The sequence below is a fragment of the Lunatimonas lonarensis genome, from assembly GCF_000390185.1.
Classification (GTDB): Bacteria; Bacteroidota; Bacteroidia; order Cytophagales; family Cyclobacteriaceae; genus Lunatimonas; species Lunatimonas lonarensis.
Map to the genome: position 1 here is coordinate 1 of NZ_AQHR01000116.1, position 25,883 is coordinate 25,883.

Sequence of the window (25,883 nt, forward strand, 5' to 3'; positions counted from 1 at the left end):
CAATATCAAAAAAAATAAAGTCCGATTAATAGGGGGCTAGACCACTGTCTTGCACCGAGCACATATCCTTTCTATCAAAATCTAAAATGATGTCAGTTAATGACAATGAAAGGTTCTCTAATATTTTAATTTTCTCCTTTTCTGGAATCAGATACTTATTCCTGGGAACAGTATCCTCATCTTTATCTATAACATACAATATATCCCACAATCTTGTATTTGATGAATTGGAAAAGTAAAACGGTGCTGTTTCCGGAGGCAAAGTTCCAATGAGCAAGGGTTTGGAATGCTGAAAAATTATGGGTTTAAAGGGATACTGTAAAGGCAAAAAACATGAGACACACTCCCTCCCCCACCCTCAATATTTCCCCCTATCCCGTCTACCCTACCGAAAAATTTGCTATTTTGATGCCTCTAAACCCATCAGCCATGCCGCATTTTCTGAAAACGCTTTCCTTTTTACTCGCCTCCCTGCTTGCCACCTTCACCTACGCGCAGGAGCTGCCCGGCCCCAGGCTAATCGTACGGGGGGATGACATGGGTTCGTCCCGCTCGGCAAACTTGGCCAGCATCGAATCCTTTGTAAACGGGATCGAAACGTCTATCGAGCTGATGGTGGTCACCCCCTGGTTTCCCGAAGCCGCGCAGTTGCTACGCAAACATACCGGCATTGACGTGGGACTCCACTTGGTGCTTACGAGCGAGTGGGACGGCATCAAGTGGAGGCCCTTGACGGCCTGCCCCAGCCTGATAGATGCGGATGGCTACTTCCTGCCCATGATCTGGCCCAACAAAGACTACCCCGGCCTCGCCATCACGGAAAACGACTGGAAGCTGGAGGAAATCGAACGGGAGTTCCGCGCACAGATAGAGCTGGCGCTAAAACACGTGCCCCAGGTAAGCCACCTTTCCGGCCACATGGGTTCGACGGGCTTTGATCCCGAGGTGGCAAACATGGTATCCAAGCTGGCCGAAGAGTATGACCTCCCCGTGATGAGTCGGGAAGTCATGGAGGAATTAGGAGTTGCCGGAGTCAGGTACGAGGATCCCAAGGAAACTTCGTCGGAAAAAGAAGCTTCCTTTATCAGGATGCTGGAAAAACTGGAAGCCGGCAAGTCGTACCAATTCGTAGACCACCCCTCCTATGACAATGTGGAGATGCAGGGTGTGAGCCATATTGGCTACGAAGACGTGGCCATCGACCGGCAAGGGGTCACTGACACCTGGACCAGCGACAAGGTAAAAGAGGCAGTGGCAAATCACCGCGTCCAGCTGGTCGATTTCATCTCCCTGATCAAGGCTTTGCCCCGGTCTGATCCGGAGGCGGAAAAAGTTCGGCCCGAGGCTATTTCGGATTACCTGCAAGCGGTACAGACCGCCGAACAGGACCTGCACAGCCTGATGATCCTGAGAAATGGCAAGGTGGTCTTCGAACGGTGGTTTGGAGAGCACGCCGCCAATAAATCCCATGCCCTCTTTTCGGTGAGCAAGACTTTCACCGCCACAGCCATAGGTTTCGCGGTGCAGGAAGGCCTTTTGAAGGTGTCAGATAAGGTTATTTCGTTTTTTCCGGACAAGCTTCCCAATGAAATCACCCCCAATTTGGAAGCGTTGGAAATCCGGCATCTCCTCACTATGACGGTGGGCCATGACGTGGATCCCACCCGGGTGTTGCGGGAGCAAAGTGGCCTTGACTGGGTAGAGGCATTTTTGGCGTTTCCCATCGAACACAAGCCGGGCACGCAGTACGTTTATAACAGCCTAGCCACCTACATGCTTTCCGCTATCCTGAACAAGGTGACCGGCGAACGGCTGTTGGATTACCTACAGCCCAGGCTTTTCCGGCCCCTGGGCATAGTAGGCGCCACCTGGGATGAGAGCCCTCAGGGCATCCAAGTGGGTGGTTGGGGCCTACAGGTAAAAACCGAGGATATGGCAAAATTGGGCCAGTTTTATCTCCAGAAAGGAGAATGGAATGGCAAGCAGCTTCTGCCCGTCGCCTGGATCGAGGAAGCCAGTTCGGCCCAAGTACCTTCCCTTCCCGCAGGGCAAAAAAGGGAGAATCTGAAAGTGGAAGCCAAAGATTCCGATTGGCTACAGGGATACGGCTACCAGCTTTGGCGCAGCAGGAACAATTCCTACCGGGCGGATGGAGCCAACGGGCAATTTGTGCTGATACTGCCGGAAAAGAACGCCGTGATCGTGACCACCGCCCATATCCAAAACATGCAGGCCGAGCTTAACCTGATCTGGGAGCATTTGCTGCCGGCGTTTGAATAGGCCCAGCACTTCCCTTGCATAAGAAGCTACTTTCTAAAATGGAGGAAAATGCTTTCTATCCTCCAAACTGCCTCAAATGATGGGCTGTATGTTTTGCAGGGAATTTTCTTGGTAAAAACCTTCCAGGTTTTGGTGTGTGGTCATAAACGGAATTATACCAATTGAGTAAACCTGGAAGGTTTTCGTGCCCTTTAAGGATTCTCCAACGACAGCATCCAACGCACGCCAAACTTATCTATGACCATTGCGAACAGAGCACCCCAGAATTGGGGCTCGAGTTTTTGCACCACGGTTCCCCCTTCGGAAAGTTCTTCGTATAGATGATCTATTTCTTCTTTGGAATCGCAATCCAAGCTTAATTGAACCGAATTGCCTTGCATCAGATCACCTTGGCCACACATATCGGATGCCATGAATTTGAAGTCACCGTTGCTTAAGCTGGCGTGGAGGATTTGGTTGTGGAGGTTCTCCGGAAAATGTTCTTTGGCTGGAGATGCTCCAATAGGCATAATTTCGAGCTCTCCGCCGAATAATTCCTGGTAAAACTGCATGGCTTCCTTGCAGTTGTCCTGGAAATGTAGATAGGGTTGTGCTGGGTTTTTCATAGTTAAATTGATATTAATTGATATTAGATCCGCATCGCCTGTGCGCCGTGGCGTAGCGGACAAGATATTAATGGATATTGTAAGGAAACTAACATTATTGCAAAATTCGAAAGTTAATTGGGAGGTGTTGTATTAACTCTGGCAATGGAGCTGATAGACACACCAATTATTTCTGTATAAGCCTTTTTTTTAATCAAGTTGCTTCTCCCTTGCTTTTCAATAAGAATACATTTCCGGCAGGATCGGAAATCCAATGCATGTTTTCCGGGATTTCTTCCAGTTCATCGCAAGGGGATATTCCTTGATTTTGGAGAAATACCGTGGCTTTGGGAACATCCTCCACGGTCAACTCCAGCCAGGTTTCTGACCGGGAGTAATTGTCCACGCAATCCAACCAAAGGACATTTGTACCGAATTTCATCCGGTGTGTCCTGGAAATGGTAGGATGGGAAATGGGCCTTTCCTCTATTTCCATTCCCAACACATCCCTGTAAAAAGCCACTGTTGCTTCATAATTCGCTTTAGGAATCTTAATAGCGATGTTTGGGCCTCCTGAAAATCTGATGTTTTCCATATTGCTAGGTATTGTTTTCCAACTGTGTCCCTATGGACCACATATTTCCTGCATAGTCCTTAAAGGTGGCCCTTCTGTCGGGATCGTCCGCCCTTTCTTTGGGTGGCTCAATGGGCTCGCAGCCTGCCCCTAAAGCCTTTTCCCAGATTCTATCTACGTCAGGAACATAGACATGCATCACAATAGGAACCGGAGGAAATCTCTCCGAAGCATTGCCCAGCATGATTACTGAATCATCTACCTGCAATTCGGCATGCATAATACTGCCATCCGGCATCCGATACTCCCGGAGCATTTTGGCATCAAAGATCTGTTGCATCAACGCCACAAATCTGTCTGCCTCCTCTACGATGAAGTAGGGGGAAACAGAATTGTAGCCAGCAGGTTTATAAGGAGATTTTGTCATTTTGAACTAATAGAAATTGGATACGGGTGGATATTTATAGATACTATTGGATACTATGCGTAGCCAAATATTTAAAGCATTTCACATGTTGGACAGGTAGCACAATCCGAGCATTTATAAAACCGATGGCCTTTTTCACAAATACGAAGTGTTCTTTGTTTTTCCATCAAAACCGGGGTTAGTGGGTTTCCGCATACTTTTTGAAATTGTTCAAAATAGCCTGCCATCCATCCCGCTGCATTTCCCTGGAATGGGACTGGTCTGGGTCAAAACTGATTTTCACCACAGTCTTTTCGCCTTCTTCCCGGAATTCAATTTCCGCCCTGGGGCCATCACCCATGGTATAGGCTACCCATTCCGGTTCCCGGATTTCATCAAAAACCGCTTCAAAATCAAACCCAAAGCTTCCATCTTTGGCTTCCATCCTGGCCAGGTACTTTCCACCCTCTATAAAGTCGGTTTCCACCTTGGGACAGCACCATTCATCAGTGGCAAAATTCCAATGGATGATATGCTGGGCTTGGTTGTAATACTGCCAAACCTTTTCGATTTTGGCGTTTACCGCCGTGAGGATGGTTATTTTTTCGGTAGTCATATCAGGTGGGTAGTTGATTAGGATCACTGTACATGATTTCCCATTGATGGCCATCTGGGTCGGCAATGCAGTCATAATACATCCATCCGTGGTCAGCAGCTTCCCTGTAGCGGGTGGCTCCGTTTTCCAGGGCCGCGCTTACCATATCATCCACTTTTTGTCGGCTATCCACCCCAATGGCAAGCAACACTTGTGTAGTGTGATGATCTGCAACGGCTCTATTCGTAAAGGTGGAAAAAAACTCCCTCTTAAGGAGCATGGCGCAAATACTGCCCTCATTGAGCATCAGGCAAAGGGCCTTATCGTCAGAAAACGTTTCATTGAAAGAAAATCCAAGTTTGGTCCAAAAGGATCTGGACCTGGCCAAATCTTCTACAGGCAGGTTAACGTAAATGGACTGTATCATTGTGGTTTGGGTTTTATTGATGTATTGTTTGCATCTACTCTAAACTTTACTATTTCGGTAATCAGTTCATAAGGTATTTCCTGGTCAAGGGGAAATTGGACAGATCCTTTCCCTTGTTTATATATGGAAAGTGCATCTTTAAAGGATTCATGCCCGGTTGGTGTGGCATAAAAACCGATATGGTGCTTGTACCCCGCAAAATACACCAAGGGCTTTCCATTGGTTTTATAGGCCGGCATGCCATATGCCAGGGATTCCACAACTTCAGGTGCTTGCAAGAAAATAATTTCCCTTATCTTTTTAAGGATGGTTTGTACCTGATCAGGAAAATTTTCAATATATGCGTCCACTTGGTTCATGTATTTTTCAACAAAATATTTTAACTTTTATCCATTTTATGTTGTATTTTTACTTTTTATTAACACATATTTTATAAACTAAATCATTAACAATTATCTTTAAATCTATTGTATGCCTTGGTGGATCCAATATCCAGAAGTATCCAACAATATCTATAAATATCCTTTTATATCCTCAAATATCACGACTATTTCAACCTCACCAACTCCCCCTTCCTCTTGACAAGATTTCTATAGTCCCATTGAATTTCTTTGGACTTCTTGGTTCATACTTTATGGGATTTTGAGTTTCTGGTGCCAATTCTTTTTCAGAATACAGCTCAACTTGATTCTCTAATCCATCCCACCTTCTCCTTCCAGAAATCGATCTCCCTTCTTCTGGCTTTTAAGTCGCTTGGTGGAGTTTGATTATCAATTCTAGCCTGATTTCGAACTACTGCTGTCTGCTCTTCCAGCGAATTTAGACCGATATACCATCGTCTCTCATTCACCTCTTCCAAATCATCAAAGGGACTTGGGCTTAAAAGCCCATCCTCATCCCAATCGAATTGGGTTCCATATTGCTGCGGTTTTCCTTCAAATACCGCTATACGGTCAGATAAATAGGCCTTTTGCCTTAATTCATGTAGTGTTTGTTTCACTTCCATTTGCATCAGAACCAAGCATTTTTTCATAAATTCTGGTTGACTGATGGCATGTTGGATAATTAACCAAGCTGCTTCATTGGCTTCCTTTCCAACTTTCTCAACCGTCGGGAAACCGATGGATTCAATTATTTCATTTAATTTTTCTGCATTACTGATGTGCAAAGCTTCCATTTCCTTATGATAGCCATTGTATAGTTGCTTGTTATGAATTAACCTTTCCCTCAATGACAGGTCGGCATTTTTCAGTGAAATTATATTTTCGGCAGCGAAATGTAGATCCATGTTGAAATTTAAATGCTTGTGAACCAAGAGATTGTCGAATAGCCTTTGGTACAGGTCGTATTAGATCAAAAGTGGATTGAATGTTTCCATAATACCGTAAGCGTTTTGCAACCAATACTAGACGAATAGCTATCAGATCGGCTATCCTTCAGATAGGTTTTTGAGTATTTTGAGCGCATCATTCCAGGTACTTTCAAACATCTCTTTGTGTTCGTCTGCGGTATCCAATTCCACCAGTACTTCTGTGGAACCATTTTTCTCTGCCAATGTATAATTTTCAAGATTTCCTGCCCATGATTGGACTGCCTCACTGGTAGTATCTTCTTTTCCGTTTTCGACAAAACCCAAATGCTCTATCGAGACGAACTCATGTAGTTTGTTTGCTTTTATCTTACTTACCATGCCGGAATTATTCCCTTTGGCATCAGGGGCCAAAAACAGGATTTTGCTCCCTTGGCTCCAATCTCCCTCAAAATAGGACCCCGGCATAAATACCTCCGTCCATTTTCGGTAGGTTTCATCACCCAACATGGTATCCCAAACTTTATCTCTAGGGGCATTGATAATGATTGAAAACGTTAGCCTTTCCATTTACTTCTAAGTTTAATGATCCAAAAAAACCTTTGGCCTTTCCTATATCTAACCAGAAATGTCTTTCCAACAGAAACCTTATTCCAAATATACTACAAAGTTAGCCAATGGGAAAGAAGTTACATATTGCAAAAACGACAATATAAAGGGTTGAATACGACAAATAAACTACCTAATATTGGTATATGAAATCGAGCCTGTCTGCCGGACAGGCAGGGATTCCATCCCGATAACCGGGACAAGGTGTGACCACTGCACAACAATTATAGACACAGATGAAACACGTATCCATTCTACTCCTAGAGCAGGTCAATCTTGCGGGGCTTGACAATGCCCGGCAAGGGTTGCTGGAAGCCAATCAATTCCTCCTTCAAAAAGGAATGGATCCGTTGTTTGAAGTCGAGGTGGTGGGCGTTCAAAGCAGTGTTACAGTGAACAAGGGGCTATTTTCGATTAACTCCCAAAAACAGATTTCCCACCTGGTTGAAACCGACCTAATCATCATCCCGCCGGTTCAGTCCCCACTGGAAGATGCTTTGGGAAAAAACATGGCTTTTATTCCATGGATACGCTCCCAACGGCAAAAAGGTGCTGAAATCGTGAGTCTTTGCATGGGGGCATTTATTTTGGCACGGACGGGATTGCTGGACGACAGAGACTGTGTGACCCACTGGAAAGCAGGTGATGCCTTTAAATCGTTATTTCCAAAGGTCAACCTGGTTTCGGAAAAAATTCTAACCGACCACGATGGGCTTTACACCGGAGGCGGTGCGTTTTCGTCTGTCAACTTGATTTTATACCTGATCGAAAAGATGATAGGACGTGAGTGTGCGGTATATTGTTCTAAGATCTTTCAGGTGGATCTAGGCCGGCAGACACAGTCCCCGTTTATCATTTTCAAAGGACAGCGAAACCACTCCGACGAACTGGTGATACAGGTCCAGCAGTACATCGAATCCAACTATGCGGGAAAACTATCCATCGAAGCAATCTGTGAGGTTTTCAATCTAAACAGGAGAACATTTGAGAGGAGGTTTAAAAAAGCCACTGCCAACAGCCCGATCGAATACGTCCAACGAGTTCGCATGGAAGCAGCGAAAAAGCTACTGGAAGAAGGTTTTAAAACAGTCAGTGAAATCGTCTTTGAAGTAGGCTATACCGACATGAAAGCCTTCAGGGATGTGTTCAAAAAAGTAACCGGCACCACCCCCCTCGATTACAAATCCAAATTTAGTACCCCCTTACCTGTCGTGTAGTCCCAGGCCGTCTAAAATCCGCTGCCGGTATTTCTCAATCCGCCCAAATCTGGTCGCTGTTTGCTTGGGCTGCGAAAAATGGATGAGATAGCCCCTTTGCCTACCGGGTGTCAGCGCGTAAAACGCCTTCTTGAAAGCAGCATCCTCCTTAAACGCCTCTTCCAACTCCTCGGGAACAGATTCAGGATTCCTGACCGTCTCTACCTTTTGCCCGCTTTCCTCCACCGCAATGGCTTCCATTATATAGGACTTCAGGACGTCGGACAGCTCCCGGATTCGATTCACATCGGTAAACCGGATCAGCCGGGCTGATTGAATGGAACCCTGCTGCTCCAAAATTTGGTGGGGATCCTTCAGGATCGCCCCCTTGAAAAACCCCATATTGGCAGATTCCTTGAGGGCACTGACATTAACGATGTTTTTTCCGTTTAGGGTATATACAGGTACACCCCACTTGATTTCCTCAGTCAATCCGGTCCCCAATACGATCTGCCTGAGCTCCTCCAGTTCCGCTGTCCAGTTGAGCACCTTGCACTGGGGGGTACCCCCGTACTTGCAGCGCATGCAACCATCTATCAAATACCTATCTACCAACGGATTCAAATTCACGTTCATCTGTAAAGGGTTTATTGGCCAAGTAACATCTGTTGGAAAAATGCTCCCACAAGTTACGCATCTTTCGGAAATGATCGGTACCTTCCTGAACAAATCCTTCATCTACCGACAGCGGTCTGCTGGGCAAATTAGACCCTACTAGTTGGCCTTGAACCACTCCACCGTCCTACCGATCAGCGAAACACCTACATAACCCCTTACTTCCAGGGTCGATGCGTCTTTCTTCTTGATGGTGCAGGAATACGTTTTGCCGTTTCTGGGATCGTAGATCGTGCCATCCTCCCATTTGCCGTCTTCGAAACTAAAATCACTTAACAACCGCATACCAAGAATTGGCCGATCCCTTTTTGCTTTATCGGTGTTGTTTTCATCCACCTTAGGTTTGCCGTTGGTCTCAGGTTCATCCATCCAAACGACCTTGCCATGGTACCTGCCCCTCTCCTTGAATATTTCCACCTTGGCATCCCGCTCGGTGGTGTACCACTGGCCAACAATGTCGTCAGCCTGCTGGGCAACTATCTGGGGAACCTGAAAAACTGCGATTATCAAAAACAATCCACAAAGGTTATTGACTCTGGGAATTCCCCTCATTGTTCAGCTTTCGGCGCCGCCAAAAAAACACAACTACACTAGCTAGTACCAAAAACGGCCAAACACGCACCAGCCATAGGAGAAACAGGACAAAACCCTGCCAACCCTTCGTCAGTGCGACCAGGATGCTTTGGCCTAGCCCCTCGTCTAGCACAGGCGTCAATCCGGGTGAAAGGTTTTCGTATAAGTAGACATGTAGCGTACTGAGAGCAACTTGATTGCCTAAAAAAACAAACCTGCCCTCCATTCGGTCTATTTCTGTCCTGGTTTCATTAAGGGCACGTTCGATCTCCAACATATCCTTTACATTGGACGCCTGCTTGAGCAATTGAAGGTACCGTTCCTCGAGCGCCTTCTTGTTTTTTATACGGGTTTGCAGGTCATAATAATTGCCTGTTACATCCTCCCGGTTACTATAGCGGTTATCAAGCCGAAAGGCAAGAGCCGAAATCGCAGACATCAGCGTGTCAAACTGCTCGGAAGGTACCCGAATCGTGAGGCTGTAGGCCTTTTGGTGGACAGAGGCAGACTTATTTTCATTTTCGGCAAAGGCCTGAAAAGTCGGTAGGAGACCTTTTAGCTTCTGGTAATCCCCTTCCAAGTCCCGTGAACGAAAATCGATCCCTCCTCGGCGGATTATCTTTTCGCTTGGAATCTCTTCTACTTTGGCTCCCTCCAAGGATGTAGGAGGTTGTTCGGTAATCGGTATATCCAGCATCTCCTCGAATTCCCCGTTAGGATGACCCAGATCCATTAGGCGTCCTTCCGGCGAAGAACATGCCATCGCAAGGAAAACGAGTGAAAAAATTGTGCAAGTGGCCATACCGTTCATATGAAATAAACCTAACCGAAAACCATACTCCTCGATGGGGCGGATAAGTAAGTAAAAATACGATGCTTTTTGCGTAGGTTTCGTCATATTCCTTTCAAAACTTTCATAATCCCGATATTAATTGCGACCCCTCCAAGTTTTATGGCTGCAAGGCTGCTCCCAGTCCCTATGTATCGGCTACAATCACAAATCGGTTGCTCCATATTATGAAGGTGACTCCCCTATTCCGCAATCTAAGTTGCTGGACACCCTTCAATTGAAAAAATAGCGTTACCTTTCGGGGAATTAATGTCACCATACATAGACAATGAACAACAATGCACTGAAGAACATCATCTACAGCATCGTATTACTTTTGGTGATGCTCTTGGTTTACTTATACCGGCAAAATCAACCCCTTCCTGAACAATCCCCCGACAGCAGTGTGCGGATGGTTTTAACGGGTACAACCATGGGCACTTCGTATCGGATCGTCTACCTGGACGAGCGGCGAAGGGACCTACAGGACGGTATTGATTCGCTGCTTGCGGTATTTAACAGATCCCTTTCTACCTATATTCCCGATTCGGAAATCAGCCGATTCAACCGTGCCGACACCCTTGTCTTCGATCTGCCGTATTTCCTTCCGGTGCTCGAGGTAAGCAAAGAGGTTTTTAAGAACACCGGCGGGGCCTTTGACCCTACCGTAGGTCCTTTGGTCAATGCCTGGGGCTTTGGACCGGAGGGTGCAGAACGAAAGGACAGCCTTGGCATTCAGCAGCTGCTGCAGCGGGTAGGCTTTGACAAGGTCCATTTTGATGAATCCATGGCGGTGAAACAGCAACCCGATCTATACCTGGACTTCAGTGCCATCGCAAAGGGATACGGCGTCGATGTGGTAGCCCAATACCTTTCCGAAAGGGGCATTGCCCATTATCTGGTGGAGATTGGCGGAGAGCTATCGGCCAGAGGCACCAACGATGCGGGGGAAATCTGGAAGGTGGGCATATCGCAGCCCGACGAAGAAGGGCAGGCGAACGAATTGTACAGTATCGTAGCCCTGGACAATAGGGGGATGGCTACCTCCGGCAACTACCGCAATTTCTATATTCGGGATGGACAAAAACTCTCCCATACGATCAGCCCCTTCACGGGCTATCCGGTAGAACATGGTTTGCTAAGTGCCACGGTGTTGGCAGCCGATTGTATGACTGCCGATGCCTATGCTACGGCAATGATGGTCATCGGCACAGAAGCTTCCATTGCGCTGCAACAGCAGGTTCCCGGCCTCGAAATTTTCCTGATCTACACCGACGAGGTCGGAAACCTGCAATCTTACGCGAGTGACGGACTCAAACCCTACCTCTCTTTTCCCCAGAAAAACAGGTAATCGCCATGTTAAACGCACTCATACTTTTTGCATCTGCCCTCATTGCCGGATCCATGGCCCTGCTATTGCCGCGGTGGCAGGAAAAGGACTTTAAACTGGCCTTGATTTTTGCCGGTGCCTACTTGTTTTCCATCACCATCCTGCACCTACTGCCCGAGCTTTTTGCAGATCACGAATCTGCCTACCACATGGGCTTGTTCGTCCTGCTCGGCTTTCTGCTTCAGCAGGTGCTCAACTTTATGTCTTCGGGCATAGAACATGGGCACATACACCATCACGCCAGCCCAGGGCTCGAAAACAGTGTGTGGACACTAATGATTGGGTTATTTTTGCATGCTTTCCTGGAGGGAACCTTGCTTTCCAAACAGCCTACCCTGCTGCACCACCATCATGGCAGCGAAACCCTGCTCATAGGCATCATTCTGCATAAAATGCCCGAGGCCTTTGCCCTGGTTGCCGTGCTTCTGACCCGGCTGAACAAGCGAAACACGGTGATGCTCCTGGTTCTTTTTGCGCTGGCGTCCCCGTTGGGTCTACTGTCTACCGATTGGCTGTATACCCAAGACCTTATCGGCAAGCGCGGTATCAACATGCTGTTTGGTCTGGTGGCGGGCGGATTCCTGCACATCTCCACCACCATCTTCTTCGAAAGCAGCCCCCAGCACCGCTTCCAGCTGCACAAACTGCTTATCATTATCCTAGCCTCAGTGTTGGCCATCCTCACGGAGTTTATCGTTTAGGATCAAGCAGGGCCAATGGATTTGGCCAAATACACGGAATACTTGCTATAAGTTGCTAAATTGGTATATATTCGCTAATTTGGTATATAGCTAGCCAGTTCCTCCTATGCAACCTATCGCCTGTCCCAAATGTGATTCCTCCAAAGTAGTCAAAAGCGGTATAATAAATGGCCGACAACGGTTCCGCTGCAAATCCTGCAGCTATCACTTTACCGTACAAAAACTGGGAAAGGCCATCGATAAGTATTACGTGGTCAAAGCACTTCAACTGTACATCGAAGGCGTAAGCTACCGGGAAATCGAAAGAATATTGGGTATTTCGCATGTTTCCGTTATGAACTGGGTACGGCAATACCGGATCAAAGCTCCGGAGAATTACGACTACCGACCCACCTATAAAATCTTCAACCATGCTGAATTAGTGAATTTTATGACTAAAAACAGCAATCTAAAAGACTCCAGCATGCTCGTCACCGAACTGGGAGACAAGTACATGGTCATCCAATGGGAGCGCTTCAAGCACCGCTGACCATCCCCTTTCCATACCAAACTATATCAAGTTTACAGATAGGTATATACATTTTTTTCTTTTCGGGGCGAATCCCCACTTTAGATTCCAGAAAGGGCCAGCACTCGGCCGGTGACGGCTTTTACCCGGAATAATCATGAAGACCATTCACTTTACCCTACTAACCATTTGGCTCTCCTGGCAGCTTCCTGCCAGGAGCCAAGGTCAGGACAGCCTACACTTGGAATCGGCTACCCCCGGTCACTACCAGGAATTTGCTGACCACAGCTACCGGCCCCTTACCCTCAAGCTTACCGACGACGGCAGCAAGTACATCCGCTTCCTCTTCTGGAATCAGCTCTGGGCACGTGCCACGGAAAACAACCCTGGAACGCTCGGAGTAGAAGGCCAGCCCAGTGGACGGTCCACCGATGTGGGCATTCGCCGGGCACGTGTGTTGGCCTATGCGGAGATTTCCCCGAAATTCCTTATCCTCACGCATTGGGGCATCAACAATCAGACCTTTACCAACGGAGGAATCCCCGCCGGTGGCTTTACCGGCAATGCCCAACAGATCTCCGCGGATGATCCCATCCTAGTGAGCAGCAAAAAGCCCGCGATGTTCTTCCACGATATCTGGACAGAGTATAAAATCACCGACCAACTCTACTGGGGCATGGGCCTGCATTACTGGAATGGTATCTCCCGTATGACCAGTGGCAGTACGTTGAATTTTCTGGCGGTAGACGCCCCCATATTCAACTGGCCACTTATCGACCTTACCGATCAGTTTGGTCGGCAGTTTGGGTTTTATGCCAAGGGACAGGTAGGGAAGTTTGACTACCGCTTTGCCTATAACAAGCCTTATTCGGTAGGCAATGGGGGCCATTTTGACGAAAGTTCACAACGTTCCATAGCCGCCAACACACGAAATGACAACTGGGCATCCCAAGGATACGTCGCTTATCAATTTTTGGAGAAAGAAAACAATAAATTGCCTTACTTTGTAGGCACCTACTTGGGCACCAAGTCGGTATTCAATATCGGTGGAGGCTGGCATCATCATCCCGGGGCCACTTCCTCCAGGGACAGCTCCGGCAACCTGGAGCGGCACGACATACAGCTGCTGGCCATGGACGCCTTTTTGGATGTCCCGTTGAACAAGGCGCTGCGGACGGCACTCACCGTCTACTCGGTCTATTATAACTACGACTTTGGACCCAACTACCTTCGCAACGTAGGCGTGATGAATGTGGGCATGGGCAGCGGAACTACCCAAAACGGCAGCGGAAATGCGCAGCCCACCATCGGCACCGGCAAAATATGGTACACGCAGGCCGGCTACCTACTGCCCGAAAAAATCTTGGGGCCGGACAAGGGGAGGCTACAGCCTTTTGGTGCCTTTACGCTTAAAAGCTTTGAATACTTTGACCAGTCAACCGGTCAATTTGACCTAGGAATGAACTATTATATAAATAGCCATCAGGCAAAAATCACCCTGCAATACAGTCAGCGGCCGGTATTTGAAAACTACCGCCGGGACGGATCGGCAGGAGAATTTATCTTACAGACCCAAATATTCTTATAAATCGAACAATAAACCATGAAACACCAAAAACAACGCATGAAAGATTATTGGCGGCGAAACATCAAAATCGTTTTGTCGCTCCTGGCCATCTGGTTTGTCGTTTCATTCGGTTTCGGCATTTTGCTTGCCGAACCACTGAACGCCATTCGCCTGGGCGGCTTCAAACTTGGCTTCTGGTTTGCCCAGCAAGGCGCCATCTTCACCTTTGTCATCCTCATTTTTGTCTACGTTTATCTGATGAACAAACTGGACGAGGAATTTGACGTCAACGAAAAATAAACCCAAACGCATCAACATAGCATGGAAATTTTAACCTGGACCTACATTTTGGTAGGCTTATCCTTCGCACTTTATATTGGTATTGCACTCTACACCCGGGCCTCTTCCACCAAAGAGTTCTACACCGCAGGGGGCGGGGTATCCCCCTTGGCCAACGGTATGGCCACTGCCGCAGATTGGATGTCTGCTGCTTCTTTTATCTCCATGGCAGGGATCATCGCCTTCAGCGGATACGACGGATCGGTTTACCTCATGGGCTGGACGGGCGGCTATGTGCTGTTGGCCCTGCTACTGGCACCCTACCTTAGAAAGTTCGGCAAGTTTACCGTTCCGGATTTTGTGGGTGACCGTTATTACTCCAACAAAGCCAAGGTAGTCGCTGTCTTTTGTGCCCTGTTTATCTCCTTTACCTACGTGGCCGGACAGATGCGCGGGGTAGGGATCGTATTTTCCCGGTACCTGGAAGTGGACATCAACACGGGTGTCATCATCGGCATGATGATCGTTTTTTTCTATGCCGTATTGGGAGGGATGAAAGGCATTACCTATACCCAGGTGGCCCAGTATTGTGTGCTGATTTTTGCCTTTATGGTTCCTGCCATTTTCGTCTCCATGCAGTTAACCGGCAACATCCTCCCACAGGTGGGACTGGGCGGCACCGTGGAGGGAGGCGAATACCTCTTGGACAAATTGGACGGGGTATTGGGTGATCTGGGCTTTGCCGAGTATACATCCGGGCGCAAACCGGTAGCAGACATCTTTGCCATTACACTGGCACTGATGGTAGGCACTGCAGGGCTTCCCCACGTGATCGTCCGTTTCTTTACGGTACCCCGGGTCAAAGACGCCCGTCTCTCTGCCGGCTATGCACTGGTGTTTATTGCCATCCTATATACCACCGCCCCCGCGGTCGCTGCATTTGGTATATATAATGCCATTAATACCGTGGCAGACCAGCCGGTAGACAACCTTCCCGCTTGGGTGGAAAACTGGCGAAAAACGAACCTTATCACCATCAACGACAAAGATGGCGATGGCTTGGTACGCTATACGCCCTATGCCGACAGCAATGAACTCAACATCGACAAAGACATCATGGTGCTGGCCGCGCCTGAAATCGCCAAACTGCCCAACTGGGTAGTAGGCCTGGTGGCAGCCGGTGGGATGGCCGCAGCACTCTCCACAGCGGCGGGACTCCTACTGGTGATCTCTACCTCGGTATCCAGGGACCTGTTCCGAACATTTTCTCCCAACATGAGTGAAAAGAAAGAGCTTCGGATAGCGCGCCTATCCGCGGCCACAGCCGTGGTAATCGCCGGATATTTCGGTGTAAACCCTCCCGGCTTTGTGGCCGAGGTGGTGGCCTTTGCGTTTGGACTGGCAGCTGCCTCGTTTTTTCCGGTCATCATCATGGGTATCTTTTCTACCCGCATGAACAAGGAAGGCGCAATCGCCGGTATGATCTCCGGATTGGTGTTCACCATGGGCTATATCGTTTTTTTCAAGTTCATCCAACCGGAGCTCAATACCGCTGAACACTGGTGGTTTGGCATATCTCCGGAGGGGATTGGCAGCATAGGCATGTTGATCAATTTCATCGCCTGTTTTGTCGTATCAAAATCGACCCCTGCCCCACCCCAATCGGTTCAGGACATGATCCAGGAAATACGCATCCCAAGAGGTGCCGGCCAGGCCCACGACCATTGATTCAACCACTAACCCGAAAGGCAGCAGGTACAGAAATTCCCTTTCCGTGCCTGTTGCCTTTTACCCTGTATGTATTATTCGTACCTTATCTGAAAATCCCCGCCGAAGGACGGCGTACGGCGGCGGAAGTAATCCAATATGCGCAACCAAAAACTGATCTCGACTTTCCTGCTGGGACTGCTGGTTCTAAACTACCCGCTGATTACCCTCTTTGACCAGCCGGGTTTGGTAGGGGGAATCCCGGTTTTGTATGTTTCCGTGTTTGCTTCCTGGCTGGGATTGATCCTACTCACCTATGGGGCCTTGCGCTCCACGGACGACCAAGACCATGTTTGATGCCTCCGTCGTCATAACGTTTACATTTGGTTACTTGGCACTGCTGTTTGCCATAGCCTACCTGACCGAAAAACGGGCCAAAAAGGGCAAGGGGCTGACCAACAACCCCTATGTCTACACCCTTACACTGGCCGTATACTGTAGCGCATGGACCTACTATGGAAGCGTGGGCAATGCAGCCGAACAAGGCATAGCCTACATGGCAGTATACATAGGACCTACCCTTTGCGCGCCACTGTGGTGGCTGGTGATTCGTAAGATCATCCGTATTGCCAAACTGATGCAATTTGCCACCCTTGCGGATTTCGTCTCGGCCCGGTATGGCAAAGATGTGTTTGTCGGCGGTTTGGTAACCCTCATCTGCCTGTTTGGCATCATCCCTTACCTCGCCCTACAGATCAAGGCCATCACCCAGTCCTTCGACATTCTTATTGATCGCAGCGCCGCCGCAGGTACTGTCCAACCGGTGTACTTCGACACCGCTTTTTACCTGGCATTGGGGCTGGCCGCTTTTACCACCTTTTTTGGCACCCGCCATATCGAGGCCACCGCCAAGAGGGAAGGGCTGGTGATGGCGGTTGCCTTTGAATCGGTTTTTAAGTTAGTTGCCTTTCTGAGTGTGGGAATCTATGTCTGCTTCTTTGCATTCGACGGGATAGGCGATATTTTCCAGCGGGGGCTGTCCGCGGGACTGCAACACCTCTACCGCTTTGAGGAAACAGGCGTATCGGAATGGTTCTGGGTCGGCTTGCTTTCCATGCTGGCCATCTTGTTCTTGCCGAGGCAGTTTCACATGTCCGTAATCGAAAACACCGACGAAAAGCACCTGCTCAAAGCCATGTGGCTTTTCCCGGCGTACCTGCTGATCATCAATCTATTTGTGCTTCCCATAGCCATCGGAGGCCGAACGCATTTTCCGGCAGAAATCACCGATGCAGACACCTATGTGCTGGCCTTCCCACTGGCATTTGGGCAGTCCTGGTTGGCCATGCTGGTATATCTCGGCGGATTTTCGGCTGCCACCAGTATGATCATTGTGGCCGTTATTTCCCTCAGCACCATGGTTAGCAACAGCCTTGTACTTCCAGTGCTTATTCCCACGGCGCAGCAGGCCGAACACAGCGGCAAACGGCTTGACCGGTTGGTTTTTCAGGTCAGGCGGGGCAGCATATTTGTCATCTTGGGCATGGGCTACCTCTTTTACCGCTACCTGGGCACCCAGCTCAGTTTGGTGTCGATCGGGTTGATTTCCTTTGTTGCCATCGCCCAACTGGCCCCCAGTATCCTGGGCGGGATCTATTGGAGGCGCGGCTCCAGAAACGGCGCGATAGGGGGTATGATCGCCGGATTTTTGCTTTGGTTTTACACGCTGATCGTGCCAGGCCTTTCGGACACCGGCATGTTGCCGTTGGCACTGACCGCCGATGGGCCGTTTGGGTTACAGCTATTGCGTCCCACCTCCCTGTTTGGGCTGGAAGGTCTTAGCACCGTGGCACACGGTTTCTTCTTCAGCCTGTTTACGAATTGCTTGATCTACGTGACCCTTTCACTCTACGACCGACCGAGCTCCAAAGAGCAAAATGAAGCCTCGGTTTTTGTCGATATCTTTGCATTAAGTCAGCGGCTTGACGATGCAGTGATTTGGAAGGGAAAAGCAAAAGCCCGGGACCTTCGGGAGTTGGTTGTCCGCTTTTTGGGCCAGGAAAAAACAGATAAGGCCCTTGCCAAATACGAAAAGAAACAGGGCCGGTCCATAGACCAAACCGGCTATGCAGATCCTGCACTGGTCAACCACCTGGAGCGCCTGCTTTCCGGGGTAATCGGAACAGCCGCCGCCCGTCTGATGGTCGCTTCCGTGGCAAAGGAGGAGGAAATCCCCATGGAAGAAGTGATCCACCTGCTCAAAGAAACCCAAGAATTAAAGCAGTTGAACAAAGAGTTGCATGACGCCACCCGTAGGCTGGAGGAAACCTCCGAAAAGCTGCGCCAAGCCAACGAATCCCTGCAAATGACCGATGCGCTAAAGGATGAATTCATCTCCACGGTCACCCACGAGATGAAGACTCCCATTACCTCCATCCGGGCCTTTGCGGAAATATTGCAGGAACCCGGCCTGGCGGAGGCAGATCAGCAACGTTTCTTGGCCATCATCGTAAGTGAGACCGAGCGGATGGGCCGATTGATCGATCAGGTGCTGGACCTGGAGCGCTTTGATTCCGGGCAGCAGGCATTGCAAAAAACGCCCACCGACCTCGCCGAACTGCTACAGGAAAGCCTGGATTCGCTGGAGGGGAAATTTGCCGCACATCTGATCCATACCACGCTGACCACCTCAAGCACGCTTCCCATAGCCCACGTGGACAGAGACCGCATCAAACAGGTTTTTCTCAATCTACTCGGCAACGCATCCAAATTTGCCAAATCCAAGGTTTTGGTGGAACTAAGCCATAAAAACGGTAACTTTGAGCTGAGCATCAGCGACGACGGACCCGGTATACCCGAGGAGGAAATCCCTATGATCTTTGACAAGTTTTATCAGGCAAAAAACCAGGACTCACGTAAACCCAAAGGGAGCGGCCTGGGGCTACCGATCTCTAAGCGCATCGTAGAACACCACGGTGGCACGCTCACGGTGGACCGATGCGACGGACTCACCTGCTTTCGCGTGCGGTTGCCCCATAGCGCATCAACCTGATGAAATCTAACACAACGCATGCGACACACAGCGGGCTTCCCTGATGGATCGCGTAGTGCCCGCTGAAAGAATTTATGAACATATGAAACAGATACTGCTCGTAGACGACGAACCCAACATCCTCCTTTCGCTGGAGTTTCTTTTCCGGAAAGAAGCCTTTGACGTACGCATCGCGCGAGATGGATCGGAAGCCATGGAGCTGATCGCCGAAGGCCCTCCCGACCTGATCGTACTGGACATCATGATGCCCACCGTAGATGGCTACCAGGTCTGCACGCACGTTAAAAAGCATTTTGGCCATGTGAAAGTGGTCTTTCTGTCCGCCAAAAGCAAGACAGCCGATATCGAGGCCGGGTTGGCACTGGGCGCCGACCTATACTTGACCAAACCTTTTTCGAACAAGGAGCTCGTGCGGCAAATCAAGCAACTCTTAAACTAAAGCCTACATAGATTACCTGCTATTTAATAACCTAAAATAAATCAGATTATGAGCGACAGAATTCATACCCTCAGCGGTTATTTCCACGAATACCAAAAAAGCGTTTCCCAGCCCGAGGAATTCTGGGCACGGATTGCCGACTCCTTTCACTGGAAAAAACGCTGGGACAAAGTATTGGATTGGAACTTTGAGGGACCCGATGTGAAGTGGTTTGTAAATGCCAAGCTGAACATCACCGAAAACATACTGGAACGCCACCTTTTTACCATCGGCGATCGTCCTGCGATCATCTGGGAGCCGAATGATCCCAACGAAGCGGGCCGGACGCTCACTTATCGGGACCTATACCACGAGGTGTGCCGCTTTTCGAATGTACTGAAAGCAAAGGGTATACAAAAAGGCGACAAGGTCATCATCTACATGCCCATGGTACCGGAAGCCGCCATCGCCATGTTGGCCTGTGCCCGGGTAGGTGCCATCCACTCGGTAGTATTTGCCGGGTTTTCCAGCACCGCACTGGCAGACCGCATCAATGACTGCGAGGCAAAGATGGTCCTTACCTCTGACGGCAACTTCCGCGGTGCCAAAAAAATCCCAGTGAAAGCCGTGGTGGACGAAGCCCTTGAAAAAACCACCACGGTAAAAGAAGTCATTGTATACCAGCGTACCGGTCAGGATGTACAAATGGTTGCCGGACGGGATTCCTGGTGGCACGAATCCGTTGAGGGGCAGTCCGACACCCATCAGGCAGAGGAAATGGACAGCGAGGATATGCTGTTTATCTTGTACACCTCAGGATCTACAGGCAAACCCAAAGGCGTGGTGCATACCATTGGCGGCTATATGGTCTACGCAAAGTACAGCTTCGAAAACGTGTTTCAGTACTCCCCGGGAGATGTATACTGGTGCACGGCGGATATAGGATGGATCACCGGACACTCGTATATTGTGTACGGACCACTCCTGGCAGGTGCCACTTCGATCATGTTTGAAGGGGTTCCCACTTTTCCCGATGCAGGCAGGTTCTGGGCCATTGTGGACAAATACCAGGTGAACCAATTTTACACTGCTCCCACCGCTATACGGGCCTTGCAGGCCCACGGCACGGAGCCCTTGGAAGCCTACTCCCTGGACTCGCTGAAGGTGCTGGGATCGGTAGGCGAACCCATCAACGAAGAGGCCTGGCACTGGTACCATACGCATGTGGGCAAAACCCGCTGCCCTATCGTGGATACCTGGTGGCAAACGGAGACGGGCGGTATCCTAGTATCTCCCCTTGCCGGCATCACGCCTACAAAACCCGCCTACGCCACATTACCCCTTCCCGGCATTCAGCTGGCCATCATGGATCCCGAGGGCAAGGAACTCACCGGCAACTCCGTGGAAGGCAACCTCTGCATAAAATTCCCTTGGCCGGGCATGCTACGCACCACCTACGGCGACCACGAGCGCTGTCAACAAACGTACTTTGCGGCATACAAAAACAAATACTTCACCGGCGACGGGGTAAAACGCGACCACGACGGCTACTACCGCATCCTGGGAAGGGTGGATGATGTGATCAACGTATCCGGGCACCGTATGGGTACCGCCGAGGTGGAAAATGCCATCAACGAACATCCGCTCGTGATCGAGTCTGCCGTGGTGGGCTATCCCCACGAGGTCAAAGGTCAAGGGATCTATGCCTACGTGATCTGTGACATGAAAAACCGAACGGCAGAAAACCTGGTGAGTGAAATCAAGGACACGGTGACCAAAATCATCGGCCCCATCGCCAAACCGGACAAAATCCAGATTGTGCCGGGGCTACCCAAAACCCGATCCGGCAAAATCATGCGCCGCATCTTGCGAAAGGTAGCCGAAGGCAGCCTAGATAATATGGGCGACACCTCCACACTGCTCGACCCGGAGGTAGTGGAGCAGATTATCGCCGGCAGGGTATAAAGAAATAGTATATATCTTTGGAAAAAAAAGGGCAGCCATGGAAAGTGGCTGCCCTTTTTCTATTTTTACATATTCTGACGACCCACGAATGGCAAATGTAATCGTAAACCGCGTAAGAGAATTTCTTAGAAAATACCCTCCTTTCAGCTTCTTGTCGGAGGACATGCTGCTGCGCGTGGCCAGCGAGGTGGAACTGCAATACTTCGAAAAGGGTGACTTTCTGTTTCAAAAAGGCGATCCGGCCAAAAAGCATTTTTTCGTCGTGCGCGAAGGCGCCATACACCTCTCCGACCACGTGGGCGAGGAATCTGTCATTCGGGAACATTGTGATGAGGGGGATGTTTTCGGCGTGTTGGCCCTGCTGGGCAGAAGGCCCTATATCCTGACCGCACAAGCTGCCGAAAATAGCCTGGTGTACGCGATTCCCGTACAGGTGTTTGAGGTAATCATGCAGCAAAACAACCGGGTGAGCATGTACTTTGCTGCCGGATTCGCTTCCGGACAGTTGGTGGTACGCACCGATCTATCGCAGTCACAACAGGCCAATAAGCTCTTTACCAAACCTGCCCAGGACAATGGCCTCATGCTCTTTTCGGGGCAGTCCAGCGTACGCTATTCCGCCCCGGTACTTACCTGCCGGGAAGAGGATACCGTAGCCGATGCCGCCAAGAAAATGAGCCAAAAAGGCGTAGGTTCCATCATCGTGGTAGACGAGCGGCGGTTTCCGGTGGGAATCGTCACCGACAAAGACCTGCGAAACCGGCTGATTGCCCAAGGCAAACCCTACGACACGGAGGTGGCCGAGATCATGAGTTCCCCGGTGATGACCACCCGCAAGGAAGATGACTTCGCCCATGTGTACCTGACCATGATCAAGCACCGCCTACACCACCTGCTGATCACCGAAGACGGAACCGATCAAAGCGGCCTGGTAGGCATTATTTCCGACCACGACATCCTGCTTTCACAGGGCAACAGTCCCGCGGTAATCATCCACGCGCTACAGGGCACCGACCATATCCAGGAAATTGCGAAGCTGCGCGACCAAGCGGAGCTTTTGCTGCACTACTACCTCGAAAATGAGATTTCTATAGACTTTATCGCCGGTATCATCACCGAGATCAACGACATCATCGTGCAGCGCGCCATGCAGATGGTCCGTCAAAAACACCTCAAGGCCTTTCCCGAAATGGCCTCCATCCCCTACTGCTTCCTAGGCCTAGGCTCCGAAGGCAGAGGCGAACAGTTATTGCGTACGGACCTGGACAATGCCCTGATCTATGCGGATGTACCTGAATCGATGAAAAGCCAGGCCCTCAGCTTCTTTCACCTAGTCGCCAGGGACGTGATGGACATCCTCTTTGCCTGTGGCTTCCTTCCCTGCCCCGCCGACATGATGGCAAACAATCCAAAGTGGTGCCAGCCCCTGAGTGTGTGGAAGGGGTATTTCAGCAACTGGATTCGGCAGCCCGACCACGAGTCCCTTATGTTGGCCACCGTTTTCTTTGACTATCGCTCCGTCGCCGGTGATGCAGACCTTGCGCTCCAACTGACCGATCATGTGTATGCGGAAATAGAGCAGGAGAAGCTGTTTCTCAATTTCTTCGCGAAAAATGCCCTACTGAATCCTCCTCCCTTGGGGTTTTTCCGGAACTTTATCGTCGAAAAATCCGGCGAGCACCGAGACAAGTTTGACATCAAGCTCCGCGCCATGATGCCGCTGGCCGACGCTGCCAGGCTGTTGATGCTTAGCCACCGACAGGTAGGGATCAACAACACCTTTAAGCGCTTCGAAAAGCTGGCAGATCTGGAGCCCAGTCAGCAGGAGCTCTTTCTGGAAGCCGGCAGGGCTTACGAGATTTTTATGCGCATACGCGCCATCGAGGGGCTTGCCAGCGGCACATCGGGCCGGTACATCCAGCCCGAAAAGCTGGGGAAACTTCTGCGGCAGCTGCTGAAAAATGCCTTCTTCCCCATCGATGAACTACAAAAGATCATCAAGGTACGTTTCCAACTGGACTATTTTGGCAACTGATATGGCGTGGTGGCGGATCTTCTCCCCCTCTGCACCCGAGCTGAGGGACTTTGTGAAAACCTACCTGAGGGAAGTGGCCAGGCCCATCCCAAAGGAGAAACGTATCTCCGAACTGACCTTCCTGGTATTGGACACCGAAACCACCGGCCTGGATCCCAAATCCGATTACATCCTCTCCTATGGATCCGTCTTTGTAAAGGGCAACAGCATCCCCCTGCAACAGGCCCGGGAAATGTACCTCAATGCCAAAAAAACCTCTATCGAAGCCATAAAGGTACACGAACTTTTGCCCACACTATCGTTTAGCAGCCGGGAAGAACTGATCCGCACTTTTCTGAAGGATGCGTCAAACCATGTCTTGGTGGGTCACCATCTGAGCTTTGACCTGGCGATGCTGGAGCGGGCAGGCCGCGATTACGGATTGGCAAAAATCGAAAACCCCGTGATCGACACCCTGGAGCTAGGCATACGCCTGGAGCTGGGAAAGCATCGGGATCCCCGCATGATCAACTACCAGGAATTTTCGCTCGATGCCATGTGCCAAAGGTACGGCGTCAGCCTGGACGACCGCCATACCGCCACCGGAGACGCCTTTGCCACTGCGCAGCTACTGATCAAGCTGCTACGCAAGGCTTCCGATAAAGGCATCCATTTTTTTGGGGAACTGATGGAAACCTAAAAGGATAATCCATCCGATCGGTACAACCAAAATGGAGGGAATTGGATACTGGCTGCTACGGATAGTAATTTAAACTCAACTCAAAGAGAACAGCAACTCCCCGCTGACCAAAAGTTGTAATCATTGATATGTGCAAGGATCAACCTTTATGGATATTGATACACTACCAGGTTATTCTCCTTCTCATTTGGGCAATAGGCATATATACGCCCATTTTTTTCATCTACAGCAAAGGACTGGATGAAGCGACCGTCATCAAGTATCATTTCTTGTACTGGATTTCCCTTCCAATCGAAAACCAGTATTTTTGAGTTTGTTGCAATATCGGGACTTCTGGCCGCCGCATACGGATTATCATAACTTAAGCCATAAATATATTCTCCCTTGGCATCCATATCTACCAGGTACATTTTAGCATCCCAAAATGACATAGGATTGTCGGAATTCTCAATAAGGGATCTAAGTTGATCTGATGATTCAAAATAGGTAGACCTTAAATATCTTCCGTTCATTTCAAAAAAGTCCAACTGACCAAGTAACATCGGAGCTGCTGCAACGAGTCCTAACTTTTCGTTCACCACGACAGCAGATCTATAAATGGGATATTGTAATTCATCTTTTATACTGAACCCCAAAGCGGGCAAGTAGGGAACAACACTCGACTTCCCTTCATGAAAATTCTGGATAAAAAAACGCCCTTCGTTTTCAACAGTACTCCAAAGGACATCATCTCCTTTATAATAAAAATGCTGAAGTACTCTATTTCCCACATTCAAATTCTCGCCTTGTATTAGCCCGTTATTCAATATCAACTGATGTATCCTAGCCTGAGTAAGTCGAAACAAACCATAGTCATAGATAGTGATTAAAGGGAACCCTTCTTCGTCGTATCGTACCTGTTTACTTAAGTAGGGAGATCTAAATTCGGATGGTCCGTCTCCGGAAAAACCAAAACTACCAATAAATCCAAAAGAGGCTGTACTATATACCTTGAAAAACGGCTCCTCTTTTCTTTGAACAATTAAAAACGTGTCTATCACAAGTAGGTTTACATTGCCCTGACTATAAATATCAATGGCTGCCGAGGCCTCTCCCACCAATTTACGACTTTCCGGAAATGATACCGGAGAATTTCGGAATGAAATATTCGATTCGCAACGTAATAGCATGATAATTACAACGAAAGCATAAAAAACTCGCAGTGACCTCTTCATGGGCAATTAAGTAAAAAAGCAGACCAAACACAAGGATGGTCGTTCGGTCTGCCGTAAGAATTCCTAAAAATTACAGGTTCCTAGGGAATAAATACCGTGATCTTCAAAATCGCAAAAGGCTTTCATCGCCTTTACACAGACCCGGCCTCGATAAGGCCCTGAACCAACCTGCTCTGAATCTCTGCATTGAACGGTCGCACCTGGACCTCCAGAATGTGCAATCGCTAATTCGATTGCGGAGTTATTATCGGCAAACAACCCATCGGTACCTACCTGCCATCCGGCCACCATCAAAAACGCAACTGCCCCTA

Annotated in this window: 27 protein-coding genes; 14 read left to right on the top strand and 13 right to left on the bottom strand. The window is 49.3% G+C overall.

Going from position 1 to position 25,883, the window contains the following annotated elements:
• The first annotated feature begins 333 nt into the window (after positions 1 to 333).
• Entirely contained in the window at positions 334 to 2,280 is a 1,947-nt protein-coding gene (locus tag ADIS_RS21200) for a ChbG/HpnK family deacetylase (RefSeq protein ID WP_238325476.1), read from the top strand.
• Positions 2,281 to 2,471: 191 nt separating this feature from the next.
• On the opposite strand, the gene ADIS_RS21205 is transcribed toward ADIS_RS21200, so the two are convergent.
• The 8 genes from ADIS_RS21205 to ADIS_RS21240 form a co-directional block, all read right to left on the bottom strand.
• Positions 2,472 to 2,885 carry a VOC family protein gene (locus ADIS_RS21205; RefSeq protein ID WP_010856786.1) on the bottom strand — a complete coding sequence of 138 codons (414 nt, stop codon included), beginning with the start codon at positions 2,883 to 2,885 and terminating at the stop codon, positions 2,472 to 2,474.
• A 193-nt stretch (positions 2,886 to 3,078) separates the two neighbouring features.
• The gene (locus ADIS_RS21210; RefSeq protein WP_010856787.1) at positions 3,079 to 3,459 is read right to left on the bottom strand and encodes a VOC family protein; all 381 of its coding nucleotides are present in this window, start codon (positions 3,457 to 3,459) and stop codon (positions 3,079 to 3,081) included.
• 4 nt (positions 3,460 to 3,463) lie between these two features.
• Positions 3,464 to 3,865: a VOC family protein gene (locus tag ADIS_RS21215; RefSeq protein ID WP_010856788.1), complete on the bottom strand. Its 402-nt coding sequence runs from the start codon at positions 3,863 to 3,865 to the stop codon at positions 3,464 to 3,466.
• Between the two features lie 178 nt (positions 3,866 to 4,043).
• Positions 4,044 to 4,460: an SRPBCC domain-containing protein gene (locus tag ADIS_RS21220; RefSeq protein WP_010856789.1), complete on the bottom strand. Its 417-nt coding sequence runs from the start codon at positions 4,458 to 4,460 to the stop codon at positions 4,044 to 4,046.
• A gap of 1 nt (position 4,461) precedes the next feature.
• A complete protein-coding gene (locus ADIS_RS21225) occupies positions 4,462 to 4,866 on the bottom strand; it encodes a VOC family protein (RefSeq protein WP_010856790.1) in 405 nt (134 codons plus the stop codon).
• Positions 4,863 to 5,225 carry an iron chaperone gene (locus ADIS_RS21230; protein ID WP_010856791.1) on the bottom strand — a complete coding sequence of 121 codons (363 nt, stop codon included), beginning with the start codon at positions 5,223 to 5,225 and terminating at the stop codon, positions 4,863 to 4,865. The genes ADIS_RS21225 and ADIS_RS21230 overlap by 4 nt, the downstream gene beginning before the upstream one ends.
• A gap of 320 nt (positions 5,226 to 5,545) precedes the next feature.
• Positions 5,546 to 6,154, bottom strand: coding sequence for a DUF6624 domain-containing protein (locus ADIS_RS21235; RefSeq protein ID WP_010856792.1), 609 nt, complete (start codon positions 6,152 to 6,154; stop codon positions 5,546 to 5,548).
• A 141-nt stretch (positions 6,155 to 6,295) separates the two neighbouring features.
• The gene (locus ADIS_RS21240; RefSeq protein WP_010856793.1) at positions 6,296 to 6,745 is read right to left on the bottom strand and encodes an SRPBCC family protein; all 450 of its coding nucleotides are present in this window, start codon (positions 6,743 to 6,745) and stop codon (positions 6,296 to 6,298) included.
• A gap of 275 nt (positions 6,746 to 7,020) precedes the next feature.
• Between ADIS_RS21240 and ADIS_RS21245 the strand changes: the two genes are divergently transcribed.
• Positions 7,021 to 8,001: a GlxA family transcriptional regulator gene (locus tag ADIS_RS21245; protein WP_010856794.1), complete on the top strand. Its 981-nt coding sequence runs from the start codon at positions 7,021 to 7,023 to the stop codon at positions 7,999 to 8,001.
• Here ADIS_RS21245 and ADIS_RS21250 read toward each other — a convergent pair.
• The 3 genes from ADIS_RS21250 to ADIS_RS21260 all read right to left on the bottom strand — a co-directional run bounded on the left by ADIS_RS21250 (position 7,987) and on the right by ADIS_RS21260 (position 10,126).
• Positions 7,987 to 8,616 carry a YdeI/OmpD-associated family protein gene (locus ADIS_RS21250; RefSeq protein WP_010856795.1) on the bottom strand — a complete coding sequence of 210 codons (630 nt, stop codon included), beginning with the start codon at positions 8,614 to 8,616 and terminating at the stop codon, positions 7,987 to 7,989. The genes ADIS_RS21245 and ADIS_RS21250 overlap by 15 nt on opposite strands.
• Before the next feature lie 138 nt (positions 8,617 to 8,754).
• Positions 8,755 to 9,171 carry a DUF2147 domain-containing protein gene (locus tag ADIS_RS21255; RefSeq protein WP_010856797.1) on the bottom strand — a complete coding sequence of 139 codons (417 nt, stop codon included), beginning with the start codon at positions 9,169 to 9,171 and terminating at the stop codon, positions 8,755 to 8,757.
• A gap of 10 nt (positions 9,172 to 9,181) precedes the next feature.
• The gene (locus ADIS_RS21260; protein WP_035807233.1) at positions 9,182 to 10,126 is read right to left on the bottom strand and encodes a DUF4349 domain-containing protein; all 945 of its coding nucleotides are present in this window, start codon (positions 10,124 to 10,126) and stop codon (positions 9,182 to 9,184) included.
• 220 nt (positions 10,127 to 10,346) lie between these two features.
• Here ADIS_RS21260 and ADIS_RS21265 point away from each other — a divergent pair, with 220 nt between their 5' ends.
• The 12 genes from ADIS_RS21265 to ADIS_RS21320 all read left to right on the top strand — a co-directional run bounded on the left by ADIS_RS21265 (position 10,347) and on the right by ADIS_RS21320 (position 24,358).
• The gene (locus ADIS_RS21265; RefSeq protein ID WP_010856799.1) at positions 10,347 to 11,408 is read left to right on the top strand and encodes an FAD:protein FMN transferase; all 1,062 of its coding nucleotides are present in this window, start codon (positions 10,347 to 10,349) and stop codon (positions 11,406 to 11,408) included.
• A 5-nt stretch (positions 11,409 to 11,413) separates the two neighbouring features.
• The gene (locus ADIS_RS21270) at positions 11,414 to 12,148 is read left to right on the top strand and encodes a ZIP family metal transporter (RefSeq protein WP_010856800.1); all 735 of its coding nucleotides are present in this window, start codon (positions 11,414 to 11,416) and stop codon (positions 12,146 to 12,148) included.
• Positions 12,149 to 12,254: 106 nt separating this feature from the next.
• Positions 12,255 to 12,677: an IS1/IS1595 family N-terminal zinc-binding domain-containing protein gene (locus ADIS_RS21275; protein WP_010856801.1), complete on the top strand. Its 423-nt coding sequence runs from the start codon at positions 12,255 to 12,257 to the stop codon at positions 12,675 to 12,677.
• Between the two features lie 136 nt (positions 12,678 to 12,813).
• Positions 12,814 to 14,244 carry a hypothetical protein gene (locus tag ADIS_RS21280; protein WP_010856802.1) on the top strand — a complete coding sequence of 477 codons (1,431 nt, stop codon included), beginning with the start codon at positions 12,814 to 12,816 and terminating at the stop codon, positions 14,242 to 14,244.
• 15 nt (positions 14,245 to 14,259) lie between these two features.
• Positions 14,260 to 14,523, top strand: coding sequence for a DUF4212 domain-containing protein (locus ADIS_RS21285; protein WP_010856803.1), 264 nt, complete (start codon positions 14,260 to 14,262; stop codon positions 14,521 to 14,523).
• 21 nt (positions 14,524 to 14,544) lie between these two features.
• A complete protein-coding gene (locus ADIS_RS21290) occupies positions 14,545 to 16,230 on the top strand; it encodes a sodium:solute symporter family protein (protein ID WP_010856804.1) in 1,686 nt (561 codons plus the stop codon).
• Between the two features lie 138 nt (positions 16,231 to 16,368).
• Entirely contained in the window at positions 16,369 to 16,566 is a 198-nt protein-coding gene (locus ADIS_RS21295) for a hypothetical protein (RefSeq protein ID WP_010856805.1), read from the top strand.
• Positions 16,559 to 19,261: a sensor histidine kinase gene (locus ADIS_RS21300; protein ID WP_010856806.1), complete on the top strand. Its 2,703-nt coding sequence runs from the start codon at positions 16,559 to 16,561 to the stop codon at positions 19,259 to 19,261. The genes ADIS_RS21295 and ADIS_RS21300 overlap by 8 nt, the downstream gene beginning before the upstream one ends.
• Before the next feature lie 82 nt (positions 19,262 to 19,343).
• Positions 19,344 to 19,700: a response regulator transcription factor gene (locus ADIS_RS21305; protein ID WP_010856807.1), complete on the top strand. Its 357-nt coding sequence runs from the start codon at positions 19,344 to 19,346 to the stop codon at positions 19,698 to 19,700.
• 48 nt (positions 19,701 to 19,748) lie between these two features.
• Complete coding sequence (gene acs, locus ADIS_RS21310) at positions 19,749 to 21,644, top strand: acetate--CoA ligase (protein WP_010856808.1); 1,896 nt, start codon at positions 19,749 to 19,751, stop codon at positions 21,642 to 21,644.
• 88 nt (positions 21,645 to 21,732) lie between these two features.
• On the top strand, positions 21,733 to 23,679 hold the full coding sequence (locus ADIS_RS21315) for a DUF294 nucleotidyltransferase-like domain-containing protein (protein WP_035807236.1): 1,947 nt from the start codon (positions 21,733 to 21,735) through the stop codon (positions 23,677 to 23,679).
• Complete coding sequence (locus ADIS_RS21320) at positions 23,624 to 24,358, top strand: 3'-5' exonuclease (protein ID WP_238325477.1); 735 nt, start codon at positions 23,624 to 23,626, stop codon at positions 24,356 to 24,358. The genes ADIS_RS21315 and ADIS_RS21320 overlap by 56 nt, the downstream gene beginning before the upstream one ends.
• Before the next feature lie 146 nt (positions 24,359 to 24,504).
• Here the strand turns inward: ADIS_RS21320 and ADIS_RS21325 are convergent, their stop codons facing one another.
• Positions 24,505 to 25,572: a TolB-like 6-bladed beta-propeller domain-containing protein gene (locus ADIS_RS21325; protein WP_010856811.1), complete on the bottom strand. Its 1,068-nt coding sequence runs from the start codon at positions 25,570 to 25,572 to the stop codon at positions 24,505 to 24,507.
• Positions 25,573 to 25,635: 63 nt separating this feature from the next.
• Positions 25,636 to 25,883 (bottom strand): hypothetical protein (locus tag ADIS_RS23505; RefSeq protein WP_238325478.1); only part of this gene is annotated, 248 nt, incomplete at its 5' end.

Bases quoted from the DNA above. Each gene is read 5' to 3' on its own strand.
- ADIS_RS21200 (WP_238325476.1), top strand. From the start codon at position 334: ATGAGACACACTCCCTCCCCCACCCTCAATATTTCCCCCTATCCCGTC.
- ADIS_RS21205 (WP_010856786.1), bottom strand. From the start codon at position 2,885: ATGAAAAACCCAGCACAACCCTATCTACATTTCCAGGACAACTGCAAG.
- ADIS_RS21210 (WP_010856787.1), bottom strand. From the start codon at position 3,459: ATGGAAAACATCAGATTTTCAGGAGGCCCAAACATCGCTATTAAGATT.
- ADIS_RS21215 (WP_010856788.1), bottom strand. From the start codon at position 3,865: ATGACAAAATCTCCTTATAAACCTGCTGGCTACAATTCTGTTTCCCCC.
- ADIS_RS21220 (WP_010856789.1), bottom strand. From the start codon at position 4,460: ATGACTACCGAAAAAATAACCATCCTCACGGCGGTAAACGCCAAAATC.
- ADIS_RS21225 (WP_010856790.1), bottom strand. From the start codon at position 4,866: ATGATACAGTCCATTTACGTTAACCTGCCTGTAGAAGATTTGGCCAGG.
- ADIS_RS21230 (WP_010856791.1), bottom strand. From the start codon at position 5,225: ATGAACCAAGTGGACGCATATATTGAAAATTTTCCTGATCAGGTACAA.
- ADIS_RS21235 (WP_010856792.1), bottom strand. From the start codon at position 6,154: ATGGATCTACATTTCGCTGCCGAAAATATAATTTCACTGAAAAATGCC.
- ADIS_RS21240 (WP_010856793.1), bottom strand. From the start codon at position 6,745: ATGGAAAGGCTAACGTTTTCAATCATTATCAATGCCCCTAGAGATAAA.
- ADIS_RS21245 (WP_010856794.1), top strand. From the start codon at position 7,021: ATGAAACACGTATCCATTCTACTCCTAGAGCAGGTCAATCTTGCGGGG.
- ADIS_RS21250 (WP_010856795.1), bottom strand. From the start codon at position 8,616: ATGAACGTGAATTTGAATCCGTTGGTAGATAGGTATTTGATAGATGGT.
- ADIS_RS21260 (WP_035807233.1), bottom strand. From the start codon at position 10,126: ATGACGAAACCTACGCAAAAAGCATCGTATTTTTACTTACTTATCCGC.
- ADIS_RS21265 (WP_010856799.1), top strand. From the start codon at position 10,347: ATGAACAACAATGCACTGAAGAACATCATCTACAGCATCGTATTACTT.
- ADIS_RS21270 (WP_010856800.1), top strand. From the start codon at position 11,414: ATGTTAAACGCACTCATACTTTTTGCATCTGCCCTCATTGCCGGATCC.
- ADIS_RS21275 (WP_010856801.1), top strand. From the start codon at position 12,255: ATGCAACCTATCGCCTGTCCCAAATGTGATTCCTCCAAAGTAGTCAAA.
- ADIS_RS21280 (WP_010856802.1), top strand. From the start codon at position 12,814: ATGAAGACCATTCACTTTACCCTACTAACCATTTGGCTCTCCTGGCAG.
- ADIS_RS21285 (WP_010856803.1), top strand. From the start codon at position 14,260: ATGAAACACCAAAAACAACGCATGAAAGATTATTGGCGGCGAAACATC.
- ADIS_RS21290 (WP_010856804.1), top strand. From the start codon at position 14,545: ATGGAAATTTTAACCTGGACCTACATTTTGGTAGGCTTATCCTTCGCA.
- ADIS_RS21295 (WP_010856805.1), top strand. From the start codon at position 16,369: ATGCGCAACCAAAAACTGATCTCGACTTTCCTGCTGGGACTGCTGGTT.
- ADIS_RS21300 (WP_010856806.1), top strand. From the start codon at position 16,559: ATGTTTGATGCCTCCGTCGTCATAACGTTTACATTTGGTTACTTGGCA.
- ADIS_RS21305 (WP_010856807.1), top strand. From the start codon at position 19,344: ATGAAACAGATACTGCTCGTAGACGACGAACCCAACATCCTCCTTTCG.
- acs (WP_010856808.1), top strand. From the start codon at position 19,749: ATGAGCGACAGAATTCATACCCTCAGCGGTTATTTCCACGAATACCAA.
- ADIS_RS21315 (WP_035807236.1), top strand. From the start codon at position 21,733: ATGGCAAATGTAATCGTAAACCGCGTAAGAGAATTTCTTAGAAAATAC.
- ADIS_RS21320 (WP_238325477.1), top strand. From the start codon at position 23,624: ATGAACTACAAAAGATCATCAAGGTACGTTTCCAACTGGACTATTTTG.
- ADIS_RS21325 (WP_010856811.1), bottom strand. From the start codon at position 25,572: ATGAAGAGGTCACTGCGAGTTTTTTATGCTTTCGTTGTAATTATCATG.